The organism is Ochrobactrum sp. C6C9 (genome assembly GCF_022627935.1).
In the GTDB taxonomy this organism is placed as follows: Bacteria; Pseudomonadota; Alphaproteobacteria; order Rhizobiales; family Rhizobiaceae; genus Brucella; species Brucella teleogrylli.
In genome coordinates, this window is the sequence record NZ_JABXGB010000006.1 from 139200 (window position 1) to 156178 (window position 16979).

Consider the following 16979-nt stretch of genomic DNA (forward strand, 5'->3'; position numbering starts at 1 on the left):
GCTCAAAATTCTCGACCTCACCGCCAAAGGCCGGTATGAACTTGAATCAAGCTCTTGTGGCTATTGAATCTTTTCAGAACGTAATGCGGAAGCCAGAGTGTCAGGATTATTCATCACATTCGAAGGCGGCGAGGGTGCAGGCAAGTCGACGCAGATCGCCTTGCTTGCCAAATATTTGCGCGCAAACGGATTTGATCCCGTCATTACGCGCGAACCCGGCGGTTCGCCGGGCGCAGAGGCTGTGCGGCACGTCATCCTGAGCGGTAATGCCGAAAGCTATGGTCCGGCCATGGAGGCAATGTTGTTTGCAGCCGCCCGCGCCGATCATGTTGACCAGCTGATACGCCCGGCGCTTGCCGAAGGGCGCGTGGTGCTGTGTGATCGGTTTATCGATTCCAGCCGTGCCTATCAGGGCGTGACGGGCAATCTCGATGCGACCTATATGGCAGCCATTGAACGTATTGCAATCGACGGTGCTGTTCCCGACATGACAATCATTCTCGATATTCCGGCTGAAAAAGGGCTTTCCCGTGCCGGAAAACGGCGCGGTAACGAGACTGCGGATCGATTTGAGAAGGAAGACATTGCCGTGCATGAGGCGCGCCGTCAGGCATTTCTGGCCATTGCTGCTGCGGAGCCAGAGCGCTGCAAGGTTGTTGCAGCTGACCGACCGCAGGAAGAAATAGCTGAAGATATCGGCGCACTGGCCAGCGAATTGTTGAAAAAGAAGGGGCTGTTGTGATCGACGAACTCGACGTCCCCAAGGCGCATGATTCCATTGAAGGTATTCCGGGACCATCCGCGAGTGATTATCTGACCGGTCACGGGGAGGTGACACGCTTTCTGGCGCAGGCCTATCGCGAAGGCCGGATGCACCATGCTTTGTTGCTCGAGGGCGAGCAGGGCATCGGCAAGGCGACGCTCGCTTTCCATTTGGCGGGGCATATGCTGACCCACGGCGATCAGACCAATGCGCCGGAAGATATCGGTACGCCGGATTTTTCGAGGCCTCTTTGGCGGCAGATCGCGGGTGGAATGCACCCAGCAGTGTTGCATATCAATCGCCCGTTCGACCAGAAGACCGGCAAATTCCGCACCGGTATCACGGTCGAGGAAATCCGTCGCGTCACGCATTTTCTGACCCGCACCGCCTCGGACCATGCTTGGCGCATCGTCATCGTCGATCCCGCTGACGACATGAACCGCAATGCGGCCAATGCGCTATTGAAGACACTGGAAGAACCGCCAGCGCGCGCGCTGTTCGTGCTGGTGTCGCATTCATCCGGTCGCCTTTTGCCGACCATCCGTTCCCGCTGCCAGAGCATTCAGCTGCGTCCGCTGGACGAGAGGGCCATGAAGGATGCGCTGACTCATGTCGGCGCGCATATCGGGCTGGATGCATCCGGTGTCACGCCGACGCTTCTGGAACGCGCCGAAGGCAGCGTGCGCAAGGCGCTTCTGCTTCTGGCGCATGGCGGCATTGAGATTTCCGACACCGTCGATGGGATACTGGAGAGGCCGGCCTTCGATCTGCCCAAGGCGCAGGCGTTGGCCAGCGTCCTGACGGGGCGTGAGGCGGAAATTCAGTATCAACTTTTCCGCGATCATCTGATGGAGCGCATCGCCACGGAAGCGCGCCAGCGCGCCGAAGCAGGGCAATTGCGGGAGGCCGATCAGTGGTCGCGATTCTGGAGCGATCTCGGTCGCGAGATCATCGATGCTGAAACCTATAATCTTGATCGCAAGCAAGCGGTTGTGATCCTGCTGGAGAAGACGCATCGCGCTTTTCACACTGGCGCTGGATCATAGCTCCAGATTGGCCCAACTTGCTGCACTGCGGCGTGACATGACTGCTCACATGGGTTATGTCACAGCCGACGATTTTCTCTTGTGTGTGTCTGGTGATCGTTCCCGCAAACGGTCAGGCGCGCTTTCAAACATCGAAAGACCGGGTCCATAATGAGCCGCGAAAAATACTATATCACCACCGCGATTGCTTACCCCAACGGCAAGCCGCATATCGGCCATGCCTATGAACTGATCGCAACCGACGCGATGGCGCGTTTTCAGCGCCTGAACGGCAAGGATGTGCATTTCCTGACCGGTACGGACGAGCATGGTATCAAGATGCTGCAAAGCGCGCGCAAGGAAGGCATCACGCCTCGCGAGCTTGCAGACCGCAATACCGAAGCTTTCCGTCGCATGGCCGAGGTTCTGAACAGCTCGAACGACGATTATATCCGCACCTCCGAAGAGCGTCACTACAAGGCCAGCCAGGCCATCTGGCAGGCAATGGCCGCCAATGGCGACATCTATAAGGGCGGCTATGCGGGCTGGTACTCGGTTCGCGACGAAGCTTATTACGGCGAGGAAGAAACCGAAGTCCGCGCGGATAATGTTCGCTACGGTCCACAAGGCACGCCTGTCGAGTGGGTTGAAGAGGAAAGCTATTTCTTCCGTCTCTCGCAATATCAGGACAAGCTGCTCGATCTTTATGAAAAGAATCCGGGCTTCATCATGCCTGCCGAACGCCGCAATGAAATTGTGAGCTTCGTGAAGTCCGGTCTGAAGGACCTGTCGATTTCGCGCACCACTTTCGATTGGGGCATTCCGGTGCCGGGCGACGAAAAGCACGTCATGTATGTCTGGGTCGATGCGCTGACCAACTACATCACCGCACTCGGCTATCCCGATACGACCAGCGACAAGTGGGCCTATTGGCCTGCCGATGCGCATATCATCGGCAAGGATATTTCGCGTTTCCACGCCGTCTACTGGCCCGCATTCCTGATGTCGGCAGGCATTCCGCTGCCGAAGCGCGTGTTTGCCCATGGCTTCCTGTTCAACCGCGGCGAGAAGATGTCGAAGTCGCTCGGCAATGTCATCGACCCGTTCGGTCTGGTGGAACGTTACGGGCTGGATCAGCTGCGTTACTTCCTGATGCGCGAAGTGCCGTTCGGACAGGACGGCAGCTACAGCCATGACGCCATCGTTAACCGGACCAATGCTGATCTTGCCAACGATCTTGGCAATCTGGCGCAGCGTTCGCTGTCGATGATCGCCAAGAATTGCGAAGGCAAGGTGCCGCAGCCGGGTGAATTCTCGGACGCCGACAAGGCCATTCTCGATCAGGCCGATGCGGCGCTGGAAACAGCGCGTAAGGCCATGGACGATCAGGCGCTGCATCTGGCGCTCGGCGCGATCTTCGCCGTCGTCGCGGAAGCCAATCGTTATTTCGCGGGGCAGGAGCCTTGGGCGCTGCGCAAGACCGATCCGGCGCGCATGGGCACCGTGCTTTACGTGACGGCAGAAGTCATTCGTCGCGTCGGCATCATGGTGCAGCCTTTCATCCCGCAGTCGGCGGAAAAGCTGCTCGACATTCTGGCCATCCCTGCCGACAAGCGCCAGTTCACTGACGTGGCAGCAAGCCAGCTCATCGGTGGCGCCGATCTGCCAGCCCCGCAGCCGGTATTCCCGCGCTATGTGGAAACTGAAGAACAGAACTGAGTGCGATGATGCTTGTCGATAGCCATTGTCACCTCGATTTTGCCGATTTCGAGCCGGAGCGCGATGCTGTTGTGCAGCGCGCGCTCGACGCCGGTATCAAGCGCATGGTGACGATCTCCACACGGGTGCGTAAATTCGATACGATCCGCGCCATCGCTGAATCTTACGAGTCCGTCTACTGCTCGGTCGGCACCCATCCGAACAATGCGCATGAAGAACTGGACATTACGGCTGACGATCTGGTGCGCCTTGCGGAGCACCCGAAAGTTGTCGCCATAGGCGAGGCGGGTCTTGATTATCATTACGACTACGCTCCGCCGGAAGCGCAGCGCCAGGGGTTTCTCGTCCACATCGAAGCCGCGCGCCGCACGCAACTGCCGCTGGTCATCCATGCGCGCAGCGCCGATGACGACATGGCCGAAATTTTGGAGCAAGAAACCGCCAAGGGCGCTTTTCCCTTCATTCTCCATTGTTTCTCGTCCGGTCGCGCACTGGCGGAAAAAGGTGTTGAATTGGGCGGCTATGTTTCGTTTTCCGGCATTCTGACTTTCAAGAACTCGCCGGAAATCCGCGAGATTGCGACCATTGTTCCGCGCGACCGTCTGCTGGTGGAGACGGATGCGCCGTTCCTTGCGCCGCTGCCGCATCGTGGCAAGCGCAACGAACCGTCTTTCGTGCAGCACACCGCTGCCATGCTGGCCGAGACGATTGGCGTGAGCAATGAAGAAGTCGCCCGCATCACGAGCGACAACGTGTTCAGGCTCTTCTCCAAGATGCCCCGGCCTTCAGAGGAAGTTTGAGCGTGACTTCTCCCCGAAATTGCCTGCGCTTCACGATTCTGGGCTGCGGTTCGTCGCCCGGCGTTCCGCGTGTCAATGGCGATTGGGGTAAGTGCGATCCGCAAAACCCGAAAAACCGTCGCACGCGTACCTCGCTGCTGGTTGAGCGTTTCAATGAGAGCGGCAACCACACCACCGTGGTGATCGATACGGGGCCGGATTTTCGCACGCAGATGATCAATGCCAGCGTGCACGCGCTCGATGCGGCGGTCTATACCCATCCGCATGCCGACCACATTCACGGGATCGACGATCTGCGCACCTATGTGGTGGATAATCGGCGGCTAATGGATGTCTATGCCAACCGCTTCACGCGTAACCGGCTGTACGACGCCTTTGGCTATTGTTTCGAGACGCCGGCGGGCTCAAGCTATCCGCCGATCCTGAGCATGCATGATATTGCAGCCGAAACACCCTTCACCATCGACGGCGCGGGTGGTGAGATCCGGTTCGAGCCGTTCCGGCAGATCCACGGCGATATCGAGTCGCTCGGCTTCCGTATTGGCAATGTTGTCTATTGCACGGATGTCAGCGCGTTCCCGGATGAAAGCCTGCGCCATATCCGCCACGCCGATGTGCTGATCCTTGGTGCCTTGCAATATCGCCCGCATCCGAGCCATTTCTCGCTTGAACAGGCGCTGGAATGGATCGAACTATTCGCGCCCAGGCGGGCAATCCTCACACACATGCATGTGCCGCTGGACTATGAGACGGTGTTGCGTGAAACGCCTGAGAATGTTGAGCCCGGATATGATGGACTCCGGTTTGAAATCCCGCTCTAAAACGAAAAAGCCCGGCATCTCTGCCGGGCTTTTTCGTGTTCGCTATCATCAGCGATCAGGCACGGGCCGGGAAAGGCATCACATTACTGCCTTCTGCGGGCTTGGCCTGCTTGTCTTCGAGAGCAAGACCACCGGCGCGGAGCAGGTCGGAGAAACGACCGCCGCGGGCTGCAAGCTCATCGAAGCTGCCGCGTTCGACCAGATGGCCCTTGTCCATGAACAGAACCTGATCCGCTGAGCGTACCGTCGAAAGACGGTGCGCGATGATGAAGGTGGTGCGGTTCTGGCTCAGATCGTCCACAGCCTGCTTCACTTTTTCTTCGGTCTCGACGTCGAGCGCGCTTGTCGCTTCGTCGAGCACGAGGATCGGCGAATCCTTCAGGATGGCGCGTGCAATCGCCAGACGCTGGCGTTCGCCGCCCGAAAGCTGCGAGCCGCGCTCGCCGACAACCGTGTCGTAACCGTTTGCCTTGGCAAGAACGAAGTCATGCGCGGCGGCAGCCTTGGCGGCGGCATGGACGTCTTCATGCGTGGCGTCTTCACGACCGACGCGGATATTCTCCTCCACGGAACGATTGAAGAGACCGGCATCCTGAAACACAGTGGCAATCGCATGGCGCAGCGAACGGCGGCTGACGGTGCGCGTATCGACGCCGTCGATCAGCACACGACCAGCAGCCGGATCGAACACGCGCTGAAGGATATTGATCAGCGTGGTCTTGCCTGCACCGGTCGGGCCGACGATGGCCACCGTCTGGCCGGGCTTCACCTCGAAGGAAACGTCATAGACGCCCTGACCCGAATTCGGGAATTCGAAGGTGACATTGTCGAAGACGATGTCGCCCTTAACGTTTTCCAGATCGGCCACGTCCTGCGGCTCCTGACGGTCTGCGGTCGCATCTTCCATTTCGAAGAATTCTTCGAGCTTGGCGCGTGCCGTCACAGTCTGGTTGATGAAGGCGCTGATCTGGTCGAGACGACCGATCATGAGCTGCGCGAAACCGATGAAGGCAATCACATCGCCGACGCGCATCTGACCCTTGGTCACGAAATAGGCGCCAAGCACCAGCACGACCACCATGGAGAAGGTCGAAGCCATGCGGTTGAGGCCGCTGGCAAGCGCCCACCAGTTGAGAACCGGAAACTGTGCCTTTTCCAGATTGCGGGCATAGTCGCGCAGCGCCTGCGTTTCCGAGGCAATGCGGTTATAGCTCTGCACGACCGAAACATTGCTGATCGTATCGCTGACATGTTCGAAAAGCTTGTGGTGGTGCTTCTCAACGGCCATCTGGCCGTCCTTGGTCTTGCGCATGACCAGCTGGCCGATCATGACATAGATGACGCCGAGCACGATCAGGACCAGCGACATGCGCATATCCATGTTCATGGCAACCGGAATAAGCGTCGCCAGAGCCACAACCGTGGTCAGGTGCTGACGCATGAATTCGAGCCACAGCGTGAAGAGCGAGTCCGTCGCGCGGATCAGCGTGTGCAGGGCATTCGACGTGCCGCGCTTCTGATGCCAGGCAAGCGGCATGGTGATCAGGCGCTCATAGGAGTCGATCATCACGCCGAGACGGCGGCGATGCGCAAGCCTATCCGCACCACGCGCCACGAAAACGGCTGCGATGATGTTGAAAACGCCAAGCGCTGCCCACATCGACAGCGGGGAGAAGATATCTCCCTTGTCGGAAATGGCCTGAATGACCTTACCGAAAAGGATAGGCTCGGCCAGTGTTACAAGGGCAACAAGGACACTCGCGACACACATCGATATCGTTGCGGTTTTCTCGACCGCAAGATATTCCATGGCTCGCCAGTATATTTTGAGCAATGACACTTTCGCACTCCCGCTCGTTCTATTTACGGGGCTACATGGTATAGCCCCGCCTTTGTATCAATATTCTATGACTGCAAGAAGTGGCTATGGGGTGTCAGAACCAACCATAAATTAAAAACGTATGTAACTGAGTGTGAAGATTCAGGCGTTTTCCGGCTAATATCGGCTGCAATTGGCGTAAAAGGCTTCAAGTCGGAGTTTTCCGGAATTCCACTAGCAATCGTGGAAACTCACGTCTATTGACAGGAATAACACTCAGACACGCCGATTGCGCGTGGCAGAAAGATATTGATCGGGTTTCTCATGGCAGGCGTTGAACAGAAGATTGTGGATACAAGCGAAGCGGGCATGCGCCTTGATCGCTGGTTCAAGGTTCACTTTCCTGGGCTGGGCTTCGGCCATCTGCAAAAATTGCTGCGTTCAGGTCAGGTTCGCGTCGATGGTGGTCGCGCCAAGGCTGATACGCGCCTTCAGGCCAATCAGATGGTCCGCGTGCCGCCGCTCGGTGTCGATGAAAAGGCAACTGGCCCGGTCACAGCGCGCACCATCCGCAGCCAGCAGGACGGCGACGTTCTCTCGCAGATGCTGATTTATGAAGACCCGAAGGTGTTTGTCTTCAACAAGCCAGCGGGTCTCGCCGTGCAGGGCGGTTCGGGACTGACCCGTCACGTTGACGGTATGCTGGAAGCGTGGCGCAACAAGAAGGGCGAAAAGCCGCGTCTTGTTCATCGCATCGACCGCGATACATCGGGTGTTCTTGTGGTGGCGCGCACGCGCGGCGCGGCGCAGGCTCTGACTGCCGCTTTCCGCGAGCGTGATACCAAAAAGACCTACTGGGCTTTGGTAAAGGGTGTTCCGCGCAAGCGTGAAGACAAGATTTCGACCTGGCTGGTCAAGGAACAGACGCCCGATGGCGACAAGATGCGCGTTTGCCAGCACGGCGAACCGGATTCCGATCACGCGGTTTCCTATTACCGCATCATCGAAAAGGTGGGCAACAATCTGACATGGCTGGAAATGGAGCCCTATACGGGCCGCACGCACCAGCTGCGCGTTCACGCCGCCTATATCGGTCATCCAATCATCGGCGATCCGAAATATTTCGAAGCCGACCAGAACTGGGAGTTTCCCGGCGGCATTCAGAAGCGTCTGCATCTGCATGCGCGCCGCATCCGCATCCCCAACCCATCGGGCGGGATCATTGATGTGACCGCGCCGCTGCCGCCGCACATGGTTCAGTCGTGGAACCTGCTTGGTTTCGATGAGGACAGTGCGGAAGACTAACCAATAAAGTCAAACTGACGATTTCGGTGCGAAAATGGGGCAGGGGAAAGTTGAAGCGCTGGCGCCGGGCCGGGCTTCTTTCGATGGGCTGGCCGTGGCGTTGGTCATCTTCATCATGTTCAGCTGGGGGCTTAATCAGGTTGCCGTGAAGATAGGCAATCAGGGTTTCAATCCGATGCTGATGGCCGCCGGGCGTTCCGCTCTCGGCGGCATATGCGTGTTTTTCTGGTGTTTCTGGCGACGCATTCCGCTGTTCAGAAATGACGGAACCCTGCTGCCGGGCATTCTTGCCGGACTGCTGTTTGGCACCGAGTTTGTGCTGATTTTTCTCGCGATGGACCTCACCAGCGTCAGCCGCGTGACACTGATGATGAATGTCATGCCGTTCTGGGTGGCGATCGGCAGCCATTTCCTGCTCGGCGAGCGCATGTCGGTCCGGGCGTTCATCGGCATGTGCGTGGCGTTTCTGGGTGTGTTTGTGGTGTTTTCTGATCATGTCAGCCGACCGGGGCCCTATGCGTTCTATGGCGATTTGCTGGCGCTTGTTTCGGGCATTCTCTGGGGGCTGACCACGCTGGTCATCAAGCGCAGCAAACTCGCTTATGCCGTTCCTGAGAAAATCCTGCTGTATCAGCTGGTCGTTGCCACGTTGGTGCCGCTACCGTTTATCGGCCTTGCCGGCCCACTCGTGCGCGATCCGAATGTTCTTTCGGTGATCTCGCTGCTGTTTCAGTCCTTTTTTGTGGTCGCATTCACCTATCCGCTCTGGTTCTGGATGGTGAATCGCTATCCGGCGTCGAAGCTTTCCAACTTTGCCTTTCTCACGCCAGCCTTCGGCGTGTTGCTGAGCGGTATTGTGCTCGGCGAGGCCTTGAGCTGGAAGATATTCGCAGCCTTGATCCTGATCGGTCTTGGCTTGACAATCATCAATCGACCGGCAAAGGCGGCAGCAGCACGATGAAACTTGTTCTTTTCGATTGCGACGGCACTTTGGTCGATAGCGGTGATTTCATCCATCGCTGCATGGCGGAAAGTTTTGCCGATGCGGGGCTGACGCCACCGGAACAAGCCCAGACGCATTCCATCATCGGTCTGTCGCTTCCGTTGGCCATTGCGCGATTGCTGGGCCGCGAGCCGGATGAACAGGTCAATTGGTTGACGCAGCGCTACAAGGATAATTTCGTGCGACTGCGGCAGGCGCCGGATTTCTCGGAGCCGCTCTATGACGGCATTCTGCCGCTTCTGACCGAACTCGGCGAGCGGGACGATCTTTTGTTGGGGATCGTCACGGGCAAATCGCGTCGCGGCGTCCATGCGGTGTTCGAACGCCATGGCATCGGCAAGCATTTTCTGGTCATTCGCACGGCGGACGACTGCCCGTCCAAACCCCATCCGGCGATGGTGCTTGAATCCTGCGCGGAAATGGGGATAGAACCCGACCGAACCATTGTTATCGGCGATGCGATTTACGATATGCAGATGGCGCGCTCGGCAGGAGCCATGGCGGCGGGCGTGTCATGGGGTTATCATGACCGGCATGCGCTCGTCGAAGCCGGTGCGCACCACATATTGGCTACGCCGCACGACCTTCATCCGCTGCTGAAAGCAATGGATGCACTTTAAAAAGTTGGAAAGACCCCATGCGTGATACTTTAAGCGATCTTGAAGCCGGAAAGCAGCTTTCCGACGAGAATCCCATCATACGAGCGCAGAAGCTGATGCAGGCGCAACTGCCGAAGCGGTTCTATGAGCAGGTGGCAGTCGCTGAAGTGGAAGGTGGTTTTGCCGTTCATCTCGACGGTCGCCCGGTAAAGACACCAGCGCGCAGTCTCCTCATGCTTCCGACGGCTGCGGCGGCAGAGATAGTTGCTGAAGAATTCCGTGCGCAGGAAAAGGTTATCGATCCGGGTAAAATGCCCGCAACGCGCCTTGTGAACACGGCCATTGACGGCATCGCGCAGGACCCCCAGGCGGTGCTTGAAGACATATTGCGCTTCGCAGGCACGGATTTGCTCTGCTATCGCGCCGATGCGCCACAGGAACTGGTGTCGCGCCAGACGGCGCGGTGGGACCCGCTGATCGACTGGGCGGAAACGCTAGGCGCGCGCTTTACGCTTGCCGAAGGCGTGATGCATGTGGAGCAGTCGCGTGAGGCGATTACGGCATTTGGCATTCATCTGTCCGCATTCACCGATCCGATTGCGCTTGCGTCGCTCCATACGATGACGACGCTAACCGGCTCGGCCATCATTGCACTGGCCATCGCCAAGGGCGAAGTATCCGCCGAAGACGGCTGGGCACTGGCGCATATCGACGAAGACTGGACGACCGAACAGTGGGGCGAAGACGCGGAAGCGGCTGCACGGCGCAAGGCGCGCGCGGTCGAAATGATGATCGCAGCGCGGGTACTCAAGGCGCTTTGAGCCAACTGAAACTATTTCTCAAATAGTTTATCCAAAGCATTGATTACAAAAAGAAAACCCGGCCATAAGGCCGGGTTTTCTTTTGCGCGTTTTTAAAAACGCGTCGTTCCCCTCGGTAACTCATGGAATGGCGGGAGCGCAAGCGCTCCCGCATCTCCGTTATTAGACCGAGTAGTACATGTCGAATTCGACCGGATGCGGGGTCATTTCGTAACGCATCACTTCGGCCATCTTTAGTTCGATGAACGAGTCGATCTGGTCGTCGGTGAACACCCCACCGGCCTTGAGGAATTCGCGATCCTTGTCGAGCGACTGGAGCGCTTCACGAAGCGAGCCGCAAACGGTCGGGATCTTCTTCAGTTCCTTTGCCGGCAGGTCATACAGATCCTTGTCCATGGCCTGGCCGGGATGGATCTTGTTCTTGATGCCGTCGAGGCCAGCCATCAGCAGCGCTGCGAAGCAGAGATACGGATTGGCAGCCGGGTCCGGGAAGCGGACTTCAAGACGCTTCGACTTCGGCGAGGAGCCGAAAGGAATACGGCAGGAAGCCGAACGGTTGCGTGCCGAATAGGCCAGCAGAACCGGAGCTTCATAGCCCGGAACCAGACGCTTGTACGAGTTGGTCGACGGGTTGGTGAATGCGTTCACAGCCTTGGCATGCTTGATGACGCCGCCGATGAAGAACAGGCAGTTTTCCGACAGACCGGCATATTCATTGCCAGCAAAGGTCGGCTTGCCGTCTTTCCAGATCGAGAAGTGAACGTGCATGCCCGAGCCGTTGTCGCCGAAAATCGGCTTCGGCATGAAGGTTGCGGTCTTGCCATAGGCATTGGCAACCTGATGCACGACATACTTGTAGATCTGCATCTTGTCGGCGTTGCGAACGAGCGAGTCAAACTTGACGCCGAGTTCGTGCTGGGCCGATGCCACTTCGTGGTGATGCTTTTCAACTGTTACGCCCATTTCCGTCAGAACGGTGAGCATTTCGGAACGCATGTCCTGGCAGCTGTCGATCGGCGGAACCGGGAAATAGCCGCCCTTGACGCGCGGACGGTGGCCGAGATTGCCGGTTTCATAGTCGGTGTCGTCGTTGGACGGCAGTTCGGTGGAATCGAGCTTGAATCCGGTATTGTACGGATCTGCCTTGTACTTGACGTCGTCGAAGACGAAGAATTCAGCTTCCGGGCCGACATAGACCGTGTCGCCGATACCGAGCGACTTCATGTAGGCTTCTGCCTTCTTTGCGGTCGTGCGCGGATCGCGGCTGTAAGCCTCGCCCGAGATCGGCTCGAGAATGTCGCAAAGAATGACCAGCGTGGACTGGGCGAAGAACGGGTCGATATGGGCCGTCGCCGGATCAGGCATCAGAACCATGTCGGATTCGTTGATGGCCTTCCAGCCGGCGATCGAGGAGCCGTCAAACATGACGCCGTCAACGAACATTTCTTCGTCAACGAGGCCGATATCCATCGTAACGTGCTGGAGCTTGCCCTTCGGGTCGGTGAAGCGAAGGTCCACAAACTTGATGTCGTTGTCTTTGATCTGTTTCAGAATATCGTTGGCGGTCGTCATTTTAATTCCCTGTTTGCACGACGAAGGAGAGGTATGCAGGTGTTAATCAGATGGCATCGACGCCGGATTCACCGGTGCGGATACGAATGACTTCTTCAATGTTGGAGACGAAAATCTTGCCGTCGCCGATGCGACCCGTCTGGGCTGCCTTGCGGATGGCTTCAATCGCGTTGTCCACGGTTTCATCCGCTACAATGACTTCGACTTTCACCTTGGGAAGAAAGTCGACGACGTATTCGGCACCGCGGTAAAGCTCGGTATGACCTTTCTGTCGTCCAAAGCCCTTGGCTTCGATGACAGTGATGCCTTGCAAGCCGACTTCCTGAAGGGCTTCCTTCACTTCATCGAGTTTGAAGGGCTTAATGATGGCTTCGATCTTTTTCATCAGAGAATGGTCTCCGCTTTTCTTCAGAAATGAGCGTTGTGCCCGTTTCACTGTTGGAGAAGCATGAAGCGTGCCAGTTTGAAAAAACTAGGCAAAATTTTCTCTTCTCTTCCATTTCCTTAGCAGAGTGGCACTAAAGGCGGCACCTTTGCAAGGAGGTGCCTATCGTTGGGGTGTGGAAGAGCTATCCTGATATTGAATGTATGATTAAAAAGTAATCAATTTGCGACAAATATAGGCTCTCTTGCACAAAGCGCTCTGCCGCGTGTTTAATCACCGCGAAATCCGTCTTACGAAACAGGTGCGCGATGTTGGAATTGCTAAACCCCGATGAAATGGCAGCCGCGGACCGCTGGACCATGGATAACGGGGTGCGTGACGGCTTTTCGCTGATGCTGGCGGCGGGGCGGGCGGTGGCGGAAGTCGCACAACGCATGTTCGCCGACAAAGGGCCGGTCGCGGTTTTATGCGGACCGGGCAATAATGGCGGTGACGGTTATGTCGCAGCGCAATATCTTCTGGAAGCGGGTTTCGAGGTCGTGTGCTTCAGCGTCGCGCCGCCGCGAAAAGGCAGCGACGCGCTTCGTGCCTCGCTGTTTCACAAGGGCGAGGTGCGCAGCATCAACGAATTTTCGCCCGCCAGTTTTTCCGGTGTCATCGATGCCATTTACGGTGCAGGACTGACGCGTGAGGTTCATGGGGCCGAAGCCGTGGCCATCGACGCGATCAACGCATCAGACATTCCGGTTATCGCCGTCGATCTGCCAAGCGGCGTGTCGGGCGCCAGCGGGCAACTCCTGGGCGCGGCGGTCAAAGCGCGGGCAACCGTCACATTCTTTCGCAAGAAGCCCGGCCATTTATTGCAGCCGGGCAGGGCGTTATGCGGCGTTTTGCATGTGGCGGATATCGGCATTCCAGACCGTGTGCTGGACACGATCCGCCCACAGGCGCACGAAAATGCCCCCGCTTTGTGGGTGGATAGCTTGCCTGCCTTGAACGTCAATGCGCATAAATATAGCCGCGGACATGCCGCCGTCTTTTCGGGTGGTATGCACGCGACGGGCGCAGCGCGGCTGTCGGCACTGGCTGCGGCCAGAAGCGGCGCGGGAGCCGTAACGCTATTGTCGCCACCGGATGCCGTGCCAATCAATGCGGCGCATGTCACCAGCATCATGGTGCGCGAAACCCGCAGTGCCAGCGATGTACGGGAGTTCATCGCAGATCGAAAAGTCGCGGCGGCTGTGCTCGGCCCCGGTTACGGAAACGCAGCATTCGCACGCGAGCATGCCCTGATGCTGGGCGGGCGCTCGGCATCGGCATTTCCGGCGCTAAATGGGCTGGTGCTTGATGCGGATGGCATAACGGCATTCGAAAAGAATCCGCGAGAATTGTTTGAGGCGCGAAAAGGCGCGGCGACAGCGCTTGTTTTGACGCCGCATGAGGGAGAATTCCGTCGGCTCTTCCCGGATGTGGCCAAGGATGATGCGTCAAAGCTCGATAAGGCCCGTAAGGCGGCTACCCTTGCCAATGCGGTGGTGATCTATAAGGGGCCGGATACGGTCATCGCTGCCCCGGATGGTCGCGCCGCGATCAATGCGAATGGAACGCCGTTTTTGGCGACCGCCGGTTCCGGCGATGTTCTGGCAGGCATTGTGGCCGGTCTGCTGGCGCAGGGGATGCCGCCTTTTGAGGCGGCCTGCGCGGCAGTCTGGGTTCATGCCGATGCGGGACGGCGCTTCGGTCACGGATTGATCGCTGAAGACTTGCCCGACCTGCTGCCCGCCGTCTGGTCCGCATTGGCAGTTTCAGCGCGAAGCTAAGGATTATCGGTGACGGGAGCCGCCTCTGCCGGTGCCGACATCAATAATGATATCGCCCGAGACAGACACATCGGTATTGCCGACCCGAAAATTCTTCCAGCTGCCTGCTGGCGTTCCATCCGGCTCCGGGGCGGGCGGTGGCGCCGAGACGAGAGGCTTTTGCGGTTCAACGCCCGGAAGACCGGGCGCGGATTTTTCCTGAGTGAAAGCGCCTGATACCATAGCAGTTGAAAAAGCCAGTGTAACAATCTGAAAAACTGTATTTTTCACCGTTCTCGATCCTTTCAGACGGGGTCTGCGACCGCATCGATCAGCTGCTCGGCCATTTCGAGGGTGAATTCGTCATAATGCGAAATCACCCGGCTCGGTTCGTAATGCTGGACCGGAAGGTCAGTATAACCGAAATCGACGGCTACTACCGGGATACCCGCCGCCTTGGCCGTGTCGATATCCGTGCGGCTGTCGCCGACCATCAGCGCGCGATCACGATTGCCGCCAGCGCGCGCAATGGTGTCGGTCAGATGGCGCGGGTCCGGCTTGCGCCAGGCGAAAGTGTCCGCGCCGCAGATGGCGGCAAAGCGCGCGGCTTCGCCCATTGACGTCAACAGCTTGACCGAAAGAGATTCGAACTTGTTCGTGCAGACAGCCAGCTCGAAGCCATGCGCCTGAAAGCGGTCGAGCGCTTCCAGCACACCGGGGAAAAACACGGAATGTCCGGGCATGTTGTCCGCATAATGCTCGCGGAACTCTTCCACCAACTGGTCGAGGCGCGTGTCATCGATCTGCGTCTGCTGCGCCGCGAAGGCGCGTTCGATCATGGTGCGTCCGCCCTGACCGACAAATCGACGCAACGCTGCCCGATCGGCGGCCTTGAGACCGGAAATGGACAGGCAGTGATTGAGGCTGTCGAGAAGGTCCGGCGCGGTATCGACGAGTGTGCCGTCGAGATCGAAAACGATGATGGGCTTGGCGCTGGCAACGGACATAATGTCTCTTTCGGATAGATGAGGTCAGGCATACGTAACCGATAGCGTGCAACGGCTCAAGGGCAGGTTCTCCGGTCGCGCAGATGTGAAATTCTGCGTCATATTTAAATAGATGCTTTGTTGTCATGCCTGCGCATGCTAGACGCGAACCGAATTGGGACGAGAATCCGCCGGTTCAACCCGGAGGATATGCTAGGATTTCTTTCATGGACGAAGCACGCAAGCTGAAGATCGCCGCCGCAGCCGAGGCGCTGACGCATGTCAAGGATGGTATGCGTCTTGGCATCGGCACGGGCTCCACGGCAGAAGAATTCGTGCGTCTGCTGGCCGAAAAAGTGCAGGGCGGCTTCAAGATCGTCGGCGTGCCGACCTCTGAACGCACCGCCAGCCTGTGTCAGGAACTGGGCGTTCCGCTGACGACGCTGGAAGAAACTCCGCATCTCGATCTGACCATTGACGGCGCGGACGAAGTCGATTCCGAACTGTCGCTCATCAAGGGCGGCGGCGGCGCGCTGTTGCGCGAAAAGATCGTGGCCGCAGCCTCGGACGCCATGATCGTCATTGCCGACCAATCGAAAGTTGTGGAAACCCTGGGTCGTTTTCCGCTGCCCATCGAGGTCAACCGCTTCGGTCTTGGCGCCACGATGCGCGCAATCGAGGCGGCAGCCGCGAAATGCGGCCTTGCAGGCCCGCTGAACCTGCGCTTAAAAGATGGTTCGCCTTTTGTAACGGATGGTGGACACTACATCGTCGATGCATCTTTTGGCCGCATTCCCGAGCCAAAGACACTATCTGACGCTCTCTTCGCCATTCCCGGCGTCGTCGAGCATGGACTTTTCATCGGGCTGGCGCGTGCGGCAGTAATTGCAGGCACCGACGGCATCCGAACCCTGAACCGGTCTTGAACTGCCAGTGCTATTGCTGGTGTTGAACTGATTGAACGGAGTATTGAGCATATGATCCCGGCAACTGGCTTTCGTCGTCTGATTGCACCGCTTTCCGTATTCGCCCTGATGGCCGGCGTTCATGCGGCTTCGGCGCAGGAAATCACTGATGCCCATCTGCAGGCTGCCCGCGAAGCGATCTCCGCGATCCACGCGACCGAACAGTTCGACGAGATTCTGCCGAACGCAGCCCGCGCGCTCAAGGGCGAGCTGATCCAGAAGGACCCCAATCTCGAAGGTCTGATCACCAAGACCGTCGATGAAAAGGCTCTGGCTCTCGCTGCCCGCCGTTCGGACCTCGAAACCGAATCCGCACGCGCTTACGCAAAGGCGTTTTCGGAAGAGGAACTGAAGGCGATCTCGACCTTCTACACCTCGCCAGCTGGCAAGAAGCTTCTGTCGGAAGGCCCGATTGTGACCCGTGAAGTCGTGAAGGCCGCCAATGTCTGGCAAAATGGTGTTGCCCGTGACCTCGCTCGCGATGTTGCAGAAGTTCTGGCCGCTCAGGCCGGTGCGGCAGCTGGCCAGCAGACGCAGCAGCCTGCACAGCAGTAAATCACGGCTCAGATCAAATAATTTGAAAGCCCGGCGACTTGG

17 protein-coding genes are annotated in these 16979 nt (G+C 58.0%); 12 read left to right on the plus strand and 5 right to left on the minus strand.

All coding sequences use genetic code 11. The features are described 5' to 3' along the window. Positions 1-97 precede the first annotated feature (97 nt). The 5 genes from tmk (at position 98) to HWD97_RS06765 (ending at position 5128) form a co-directional block, all read left to right on the plus strand. On the plus strand, positions 98-742 hold the full coding sequence (gene tmk / locus HWD97_RS06745; RefSeq protein ID WP_109368904.1) for a dTMP kinase: 645 nt from the start codon (positions 98-100) through the stop codon (positions 740-742). Further along, positions 739-1809, plus strand: a complete 1071-nt coding sequence (locus HWD97_RS06750) for a DNA polymerase III subunit delta' (protein ID WP_109368905.1) — start codon at positions 739-741, stop codon at positions 1807-1809. Before tmk ends, HWD97_RS06750 begins: the two co-directional genes overlap by 4 nt. Positions 1810-1959: 150 nt before the next feature. Continuing rightward, a complete protein-coding gene (gene metG, locus HWD97_RS06755; RefSeq protein ID WP_109368906.1) occupies positions 1960-3507 on the plus strand; it encodes a methionine--tRNA ligase in 1548 nt (515 codons plus the stop codon). Positions 3508-3515: 8 nt separating this feature from the next. Beyond that, entirely contained in the window at positions 3516-4307 is a 792-nt protein-coding gene (locus tag HWD97_RS06760; protein ID WP_109370215.1) for a TatD family hydrolase, read from the plus strand. Positions 4308-4309: 2 nt separating this feature from the next. Beyond that, positions 4310-5128: an MBL fold metallo-hydrolase gene (locus HWD97_RS06765; RefSeq protein WP_109368907.1), complete on the plus strand. Its 819-nt coding sequence runs from the start codon at positions 4310-4312 to the stop codon at positions 5126-5128. A gap of 55 nt (positions 5129-5183) precedes the next feature. Here HWD97_RS06765 and HWD97_RS06770 read toward each other — a convergent pair whose 3' ends face one another. Next, positions 5184-6968, minus strand: coding sequence for a glucan ABC transporter ATP-binding protein/ permease (locus HWD97_RS06770; RefSeq protein WP_109368908.1), 1785 nt, complete (start codon positions 6966-6968; stop codon positions 5184-5186). A 303-nt stretch (positions 6969-7271) separates the two neighbouring features. Between HWD97_RS06770 and HWD97_RS06775 the strand changes: the two genes are divergently transcribed. Genes HWD97_RS06775 through HWD97_RS06790 form a run of 4 tightly spaced genes read left to right on the plus strand, consistent with a single transcriptional unit; the run spans position 7272 to position 10675 of the window. After that, complete coding sequence (locus tag HWD97_RS06775; protein ID WP_109370216.1) at positions 7272-8252, plus strand: RluA family pseudouridine synthase; 981 nt, start codon at positions 7272-7274, stop codon at positions 8250-8252. Positions 8253-8286: 34 nt separating this feature from the next. Then, positions 8287-9213, plus strand: a complete 927-nt coding sequence (locus HWD97_RS06780; protein WP_124915985.1) for a DMT family transporter — start codon at positions 8287-8289, stop codon at positions 9211-9213. Further along, complete coding sequence (locus HWD97_RS06785; protein ID WP_124915984.1) at positions 9210-9875, plus strand: HAD-IA family hydrolase; 666 nt, start codon at positions 9210-9212, stop codon at positions 9873-9875. Before HWD97_RS06780 ends, HWD97_RS06785 begins: the two co-directional genes overlap by 4 nt. Before the next feature lie 17 nt (positions 9876-9892). Further along, positions 9893-10675 (plus strand): ATP12 family chaperone protein, encoded by a 783-nt coding sequence (locus HWD97_RS06790; RefSeq protein WP_109368911.1) that lies wholly within the window; start codon positions 9893-9895, stop codon positions 10673-10675. Positions 10676-10837: 162 nt separating this feature from the next. Here HWD97_RS06790 and glnA read toward each other — a convergent pair whose 3' ends face one another. Together glnA and HWD97_RS06800 are read right to left on the minus strand one after the other, a co-directional pair. Then, positions 10838-12247, minus strand: coding sequence for a type I glutamate--ammonia ligase (gene glnA / locus HWD97_RS06795; RefSeq protein WP_109368912.1), 1410 nt, complete (start codon positions 12245-12247; stop codon positions 10838-10840). A gap of 46 nt (positions 12248-12293) precedes the next feature. Then, on the minus strand, positions 12294-12632 hold the full coding sequence (locus HWD97_RS06800) for a P-II family nitrogen regulator (protein ID WP_078338549.1): 339 nt from the start codon (positions 12630-12632) through the stop codon (positions 12294-12296). A gap of 308 nt (positions 12633-12940) precedes the next feature. On the opposite strand from HWD97_RS06800, the gene HWD97_RS06805 reads away from it, so the two are divergent. After that, positions 12941-14452, plus strand: a complete 1512-nt coding sequence (locus HWD97_RS06805) for an NAD(P)H-hydrate dehydratase (protein WP_371834889.1) — start codon at positions 12941-12943, stop codon at positions 14450-14452. 3 nt (positions 14453-14455) lie between these two features. Here the strand turns inward: HWD97_RS06805 and HWD97_RS06810 are convergent, their stop codons facing one another. Beyond that, a complete protein-coding gene (locus HWD97_RS06810; RefSeq protein WP_171318447.1) occupies positions 14456-14674 on the minus strand; it encodes a hypothetical protein in 219 nt (72 codons plus the stop codon). A gap of 62 nt (positions 14675-14736) precedes the next feature. Beyond that, positions 14737-15438: an HAD family hydrolase gene (locus HWD97_RS06815; RefSeq protein ID WP_109368914.1), complete on the minus strand. Its 702-nt coding sequence runs from the start codon at positions 15436-15438 to the stop codon at positions 14737-14739. A 206-nt stretch (positions 15439-15644) separates the two neighbouring features. Between HWD97_RS06815 and rpiA the strand changes: the two genes are divergently transcribed. Both rpiA and HWD97_RS06825 read left to right on the plus strand, forming a co-directional pair. Further along, positions 15645-16343 carry a ribose-5-phosphate isomerase RpiA gene (gene rpiA / locus HWD97_RS06820; protein WP_109368915.1) on the plus strand — a complete coding sequence of 233 codons (699 nt, stop codon included), beginning with the start codon at positions 15645-15647 and terminating at the stop codon, positions 16341-16343. Between the two features lie 51 nt (positions 16344-16394). Beyond that, the gene (locus tag HWD97_RS06825; RefSeq protein ID WP_109368916.1) at positions 16395-16937 is read left to right on the plus strand and encodes a DUF2059 domain-containing protein; all 543 of its coding nucleotides are present in this window, start codon (positions 16395-16397) and stop codon (positions 16935-16937) included. Positions 16938-16979: the final 42 nt, after the last annotated feature.

Excerpts from the sequence above, each read along its gene's own strand:
- metG (WP_109368906.1), top strand. The coding sequence starts at position 1,960 with ATGAGCCGCGAAAAATACTATATCACCACCGCGATTGCTTACCCCAAC.
- HWD97_RS06760 (WP_109370215.1), top strand. The coding sequence starts at position 3,516 with ATGCTTGTCGATAGCCATTGTCACCTCGATTTTGCCGATTTCGAGCCG.
- HWD97_RS06775 (WP_109370216.1), top strand. The coding sequence starts at position 7,272 with ATGGCAGGCGTTGAACAGAAGATTGTGGATACAAGCGAAGCGGGCATG.
- HWD97_RS06780 (WP_124915985.1), top strand. The coding sequence starts at position 8,287 with ATGGGGCAGGGGAAAGTTGAAGCGCTGGCGCCGGGCCGGGCTTCTTTC.
- HWD97_RS06785 (WP_124915984.1), top strand. The coding sequence starts at position 9,210 with ATGAAACTTGTTCTTTTCGATTGCGACGGCACTTTGGTCGATAGCGGT.
- HWD97_RS06790 (WP_109368911.1), top strand. The coding sequence starts at position 9,893 with ATGCGTGATACTTTAAGCGATCTTGAAGCCGGAAAGCAGCTTTCCGAC.
- glnA (WP_109368912.1), bottom strand. The coding sequence starts at position 12,247 with ATGACGACCGCCAACGATATTCTGAAACAGATCAAAGACAACGACATC.
- HWD97_RS06800 (WP_078338549.1), bottom strand. The coding sequence starts at position 12,632 with ATGAAAAAGATCGAAGCCATCATTAAGCCCTTCAAACTCGATGAAGTG.
- HWD97_RS06805 (WP_371834889.1), top strand. The coding sequence starts at position 12,941 with ATGTTGGAATTGCTAAACCCCGATGAAATGGCAGCCGCGGACCGCTGG.
- HWD97_RS06810 (WP_171318447.1), bottom strand. The coding sequence starts at position 14,674 with ATGGTATCAGGCGCTTTCACTCAGGAAAAATCCGCGCCCGGTCTTCCG.
- HWD97_RS06815 (WP_109368914.1), bottom strand. The coding sequence starts at position 15,438 with ATGTCCGTTGCCAGCGCCAAGCCCATCATCGTTTTCGATCTCGACGGC.
- rpiA (WP_109368915.1), top strand. The coding sequence starts at position 15,645 with ATGGACGAAGCACGCAAGCTGAAGATCGCCGCCGCAGCCGAGGCGCTG.
- HWD97_RS06825 (WP_109368916.1), top strand. The coding sequence starts at position 16,395 with ATGATCCCGGCAACTGGCTTTCGTCGTCTGATTGCACCGCTTTCCGTA.